Below are 4,392 nucleotides of genomic sequence, written 5' to 3' on the forward strand. Positions count from 1 at the left end.
CCGCACGGGCCGGAAGACCCGTGCGGCCCCGAACTGGTCCCCGGAAGCGGGCTAACCGCGGGGGTGAAGGACGATGGTGCCCTTGACGGCTCGGTCGGCGATCAGCTGATGGGCGCGGGCCGCCTGATCGAGGGGCAGCACGCGGTCCACCAGGGGAGTGAGGGCGCCGGTCGCGGCGCGGGCGAGGACGGCGGTGCGGGCCGCGGCGACCCCGGCCAGCCAGGCCGGGCCGGAGCAGCCGGTGAGGGTCAGGCCGCGCATGATCAGGTCCATGGCGGTGACCTGGGCGGGTGCGCCGCTGAGCCAGCCGTAGCTGAGCAGGTGGCCGCGCAGGGGGGTCATGAGATCGAGTAGGGCCGTGGCGGATTCGCCGCCGATCGAGTCGAAGACCACGTCGAGGGTGGTGTCGCCGAGGAGCTCGCGCAGGCGGCGGGGCCACTCGGGGTCGTTGTGATCGATCACCTCGTCCGCGCCGTTCGCGCGGGCGAGGTCGGCCTTGGCCGGGCCGCCCGCCGTGGCGATGATCCGGGCCGCGCCGAACTCCTTGGCGAGCTGGGTCAGATAGGCGCCGACGCCGGTCGCTGCGGCTTCGACGAGGACGGTTTCGGTGCCGGTCAGGCGGGCGGTCTCGAGCAGCGGCAGGGCCACCGAGCCGCTCATGGACACCGCGGCCGCGGCCTCGGCGGTCAGGCCATCGGGGATGAGCGCCGCGGATTCGGCTGGGGCACAGACCTGTTCGGCGTAGGTTCCGAAACTGTTGCTGGCCACCAGTACTCGCCTGCCGAGCAGGGCGGGGTCGGTGTCCGGGCCGAGTTCGGTGACCACGCCCGCGGCCTGGGTGCCGAAGACCAGGGGCAGCGGGGCGGGCATGGGGAACGCGCCGGCGCGCAGCATGGTCTCCGGGAACAGCACGGGGATCGCCTCGGTGCGCAGCAGCACTTCTCCGCGCTGCGGCCGGGGCGCGGGGACGTCGCGCACCTCGAGCACCTCGGGTCCACCGGTAGCGGTCATGACGATTGCCTGCATGTGAGATCCTAACTGGACTAGCGGTCAATATACGCAGGAGACGATATGGACCGACGGTCAAGTTGTCAACGGGAGTGTGCTGCCGAGCGGTTCGGTCACGCAGGCCCCGCGCCCACCGGTCGGCGGCATGCGCGAGCCCGGCATAATCCGCGGGACGGTGCGCGCGTGCGAGCCTGTGCGGGCGCCGTCGCGGACCGGTACCGACGAAAGTGGAGAGATGCCCGCTGAACAGCCGAAAGAGCGTGCCGACGCCGCGCGCAACCGGCGCGCCATCCTCGACGCCACCCGCACGCTGCTCGCCGAGCACGGCGCCGAGGCGCTGACGATGGATCGGGTCGCCGCGGCCGCCGGCGTCGGCAAGGGCACGATCTTCCACCGCTTCGGCAGCCGCTCGGGCCTGCTCTACGCCCTGGTGGCCGAGCCCGCCGAAACCCTCATGGCCGCAATAGCTTCCGGCCCGCCGCCGCTGGGTCCCGGCGCCCCCGCTCCCGATCGTCTGCTCGCCTTTTTCGACGCGATGACACTCATGATGGCCGACAATGTCGAGCTGATGGCCGCCTACACCGGGTCTGCGATGCCACCCCATCCCCGCACGGCAGAGTTCCATGCCACCTGGGACGACCACATCACCGTTCTTCTGGGTGAGGCGCGGCCCGACCTCGACGCCCAGGCTGCCGGCCGTCTCCTGTTCAGCTCCGTCGGCTCGGAAGTGGCCCGGGCCATGGTCCGGGCGGACGAGGTCGACCGCCTGCGGACGGCGATCCGTCAGCTGGTGGAATCGGTTCTGCGCCAACCTCTCTGACGGCGAGCGTGATCCGGTCACGGCCATCCCGGCGAGAGTCCGGCCGGGCGTGGGCCGCCCCGATGAAAACGCCTACTCGGGTCGCCCGACCTCGTAGGTTCCGTCCAGGTCCACGATCCGGATCGTGACATTCTTCGGCGCACCCGGGACGTTCACCGTGCACAGGTATTCGGAGCCGGGCGTGACCAGCATTCGTTCGGGGCAAGCAATATCGGTGACGTCGTCGATGCCGTAGCTGTCCCGCAGGATCAGGGTGATTCCCCGGCCGACGCTGTCGTTGTCCAGCCTGTCGGGCGCCCCGATGGACCCCAGATCGATTCCGCCCCCGATCGATTCGTTCGCCGCGGCGTGCGCCTGCCCCGGCAGCAGGCAGGCGGCGATCACCCCGGCCGAAGCGAGTGCACTGACGGTGGCGGTACGAACGGCGTTCTTGCGCACGGTTTCCCCCTGCTCGAATCCAGCTGCTATCGCGGTGGACGCTATCGGGTAACCGCCGTGGTGGACAGTCGTGCTGGTGACGACGGTCCACCGTGCGAGCGCACCCCCGCCGTCACTCCCGGTCGAAAGCCCAGAGCGCGGCGGGGCGGCCGGTCGCCTTCACGCGGACGCGTTCGCCGGTGCGGGACAGGCCGGGGAGGGCGGCGAGGGTGCGGTTCAGATTCCCGGGGTCGGGGCGGTCGCCGGTGAGGGCGGCGGTCAGGTCCACCGCGCGGGTCGCGGGGAAGTGTTCGCCGATCAGGGGGCGGGTGAATGTCAGGTTCTTCCAGAGCATGTCGGCGAAGAGGTAGCGGGCCGTGCCGAGAATGCGGTTGTGATCGAACGCCAGGGGCGGGACGTCGTCGAAGGACGGCCATCGGGCATCGTCGGCGTCGTGGTCGCCGATGACCGCCCACATCGCGATCGACAGGGTCGGGCCGCGGGGATCGCGGTTCGGCTCGTCGAAGGTCGCGAGCTGGCCGACCGCCAGGATCGCCTCCACCGGCACCCCGAGTTTGGTGTGGACCGCGCGGCGCGCTGCCGCGTCCAGGCGCTCGCCGCGGCCGAGCAGCACGCCGGGCAGGGCCAGCTCACCGGCGAACGGCGCCCACGCCCGGGGGGCCACCCCGAGGGTGAGGACGGGGTCATCGGGCCCGTAGCGCAGGGCGATGACATCGATGGATACCGCGGACTGTTGCTCCACAAGTGGACAATCATGCCTCAGCGGGCACCCGTAGCGTGCGATCGGATCGCTTCGGGCCGTGCGCGGTGAGCACCACCGGCACGCCGAGGACGGTTTCGAGATAGGCGGGCACGTCCGCGGGCAGGTCGGTGAGGGCGGGAACGGCCTCGCCGAGCAGCTCGGTGAGCCGCTCCTGATGGCCGAGGTCGCGCCACGGCCCGCAGTCGAGCCGGTCGAGGAACCCGGTGCGGGTGAGATAGCCGGTGGCGGTGCGGATCTCGCCGAGTACGTCGAGGTGATTGACGGCCAGGCCGTCGATGCCCGCGCAGGCGTCCACGGCATAGCGCAGCAGCAGCGGATCCAGGTGCCCGATGCGAAACTCGCCCTGATAGCGCCCGGTTCCGTTGTGCCGCTCCGGAATCGACAGCGCGGCATCCTCGGTGGGAAACGGTCCCGCGCCGTGCCGGGTGAGGTAGCCGCGCGTGACGCCCAGGACGTAGCCGGGCGCTCCGATCCGCGACAGCATGGCCCGGGCGTTGCGCGGCTCCACCGTCGACCAGGTCGTGTACGGGTGCAGCCCGCGCCATTCATCGAGCAGCACGCCCTGCGCGCCCTCGAAGACCAGTCGCCCGTGCGCGGCGAACCCGGCCAGCTGATCGCCGGGCAGAATGCGCACCGCCCGGGCGAATTCGGCGTACACCGCGACCAGATCGTCGATCGAGTCGTAGCGATGCGCCCCCGTGCCCAGCAACGGCCGGTAGTGTTCCTCGAGCGCGATCAGCTTGCGCCGCAACACCTCCGGCCGCCGGCAGTCCGCGACCCGGGGCGCGTCGTTGGTCAGCGCGTAACTCGCGGTCTCCCCGATGCCGACGCCGCACGAACCGTGCCGGGCGGCACCCCGCGTATCCTCCCGGCAACGATTCGCGGCCCCGTGAATCGGGGTGGTGAGCAGTGCGCGCTCGTCCACGTACAGCAGCGACAGCGGTTCGGGCACACCGAGTTCGGCGAGCGCCCGCGCCTCGGCCGCCAGCGCGAGGGGTTCGACCAGCATGTGCTTCGACAGCAGGGTCGGCACCCCGGAGAAGGTGCCGGACCCGAACTGCTGAAAGGTGTGATGCCGCCCGTCGGCGATTACATTGTGGGCGGCCTGTGCCCCGCCGTTGAAGCGCACCACCGCCGACACGTCCAGGCCCGCGGCGGGCGAGCACAGCCAGTCGACCGTCGCGCCCTTGCCCGCGTCGCCGAACCCGAGGTCGACGACGATCAGATGCCGGTCGCCGAACATCACCGTCTCCCTTGCTCGCCGGAACTACTTCGCGAAATCGACATCGTCGTCATCGGCGCCGGGCGCGGGCAGCGCACCGGTGCTGCGCGGGCGCCGCGCCGCGCCGACCGGGGCCAGTGC

At 71.5% G+C, this 4,392-nt stretch carries 5 protein-coding genes; 1 reads left to right on the forward strand and 4 read right to left on the reverse strand.

Going from position 1 to position 4,392, the window contains the following annotated elements:
- Nucleotides 1-51 precede the first annotated feature (51 nt).
- Entirely contained in the window at nt 52-1,026 is a 975-nt protein-coding gene (locus ABZ319_RS40075) for a zinc-binding dehydrogenase (RefSeq protein ID WP_354991826.1), read from the reverse strand.
- A gap of 217 nt (nt 1,027-1,243) precedes the next feature.
- On the opposite strand from ABZ319_RS40075, the gene ABZ319_RS40080 reads away from it, so the two are divergent.
- On the forward strand, nt 1,244-1,828 hold the full coding sequence (locus tag ABZ319_RS40080; RefSeq protein ID WP_354991827.1) for a helix-turn-helix domain-containing protein: 585 nt from the start codon (nt 1,244-1,246) through the stop codon (nt 1,826-1,828).
- Between the two features lie 72 nt (nt 1,829-1,900).
- Here ABZ319_RS40080 and ABZ319_RS40085 read toward each other — a convergent pair whose 3' ends face one another.
- The 3 genes from ABZ319_RS40085 to ABZ319_RS40095 form a co-directional block, all read right to left on the reverse strand.
- Complete coding sequence (locus tag ABZ319_RS40085; protein ID WP_354991828.1) at nt 1,901-2,266, reverse strand: DUF4333 domain-containing protein; 366 nt, start codon at nt 2,264-2,266, stop codon at nt 1,901-1,903.
- Nucleotides 2,267-2,378: 112 nt separating this feature from the next.
- Entirely contained in the window at nt 2,379-3,008 is a 630-nt protein-coding gene (locus tag ABZ319_RS40090; RefSeq protein WP_354991829.1) for an NUDIX hydrolase, read from the reverse strand.
- A 10-nt stretch (nt 3,009-3,018) separates the two neighbouring features.
- On the reverse strand, nt 3,019-4,272 hold the full coding sequence (locus tag ABZ319_RS40095) for an adenylosuccinate synthetase (RefSeq protein ID WP_354991830.1): 1,254 nt from the start codon (nt 4,270-4,272) through the stop codon (nt 3,019-3,021).
- Between the last annotated feature and the right edge of the window lie 120 nt (nt 4,273-4,392).

It is taken from the genome of Nocardia sp. NPDC005978, from assembly GCF_040614455.1.
Lineage (GTDB): Bacteria > Actinomycetota > Actinomycetes > Mycobacteriales > Mycobacteriaceae > Nocardia.

Bases quoted from the DNA above. Each gene is read 5' to 3' on its own strand.
- ABZ319_RS40075 (WP_354991826.1), bottom strand. From the start codon at position 1,026: ATGCAGGCAATCGTCATGACCGCTACCGGTGGACCCGAGGTGCTCGAG.
- ABZ319_RS40080 (WP_354991827.1), top strand. From the start codon at position 1,244: ATGCCCGCTGAACAGCCGAAAGAGCGTGCCGACGCCGCGCGCAACCGG.
- ABZ319_RS40095 (WP_354991830.1), bottom strand. From the start codon at position 4,272: ATGTTCGGCGACCGGCATCTGATCGTCGTCGACCTCGGGTTCGGCGAC.